This window comes from Psychrobacter sp. 1Y4 (genome assembly GCF_051847555.1).
In genome coordinates this window covers 1-579 of sequence record NZ_JBPYDE010000892.1, presented here as the reverse complement: position 1 = coordinate 579, position 579 = coordinate 1, and the positions used below count along the sequence as shown (strand labels likewise).

General features: G+C 50.4%; 1 protein-coding gene. It reads left to right on the top strand.

Going from position 1 to position 579, the window contains the following annotated elements:
• Positions 1-579: glycerate kinase (locus ACS8FC_RS19445; protein ID WP_439297996.1), on the top strand; the 579-nt coding region annotated here is incomplete at both ends.

Genomic DNA, 579 nt, shown 5'->3' with positions numbered 1-579 from the left:
CCAGCCTAAATAAGCTCGATAATACTAGCCTTCATGCAAAGATATCAGACACGGTATTTGAGGTTGCTTGTGATGTGACCAATCCACTATGCGGTCTGCTGGGTGCTAGCGCCGTGTTTGGCCCACAAAAAGGCGCTTGCCCAGAGCAAGTCAATACCTTGGACAAGGCACTCAGTCACTTCGCTACCATATGTGGACAGCATGGCTATGAAGACTGTCAATACGTTGAAGGCGCTGGCGCTGCTGGCGGTCTTGGCTATGCGATGATGACTTTCTTTAAAGCTCAGCTAAAGTCAGGCTTCGATACGGTGGCCGAAGTGGCTCACCTGTCACAGCATATCGCCGATGCTGATCTCGTCATCACTGGCAAAGGCAGGCTCGATGCGCAAACAGCCATGGGTAAAGTGGCAGGCGGTATCAGCCAAACCGCTAAGGCCAGCCGTACTCCTGTCATCGCTATCTGCGGCAGTGTCGATGGACTAAAACCTGCTCAAACCAGTCAGTTCGATGTGGTCATGCCAAGTATCCAAAAAGTAGACACGATTGATAATGTGTTAGGCTCTGCTTATAACAACATTG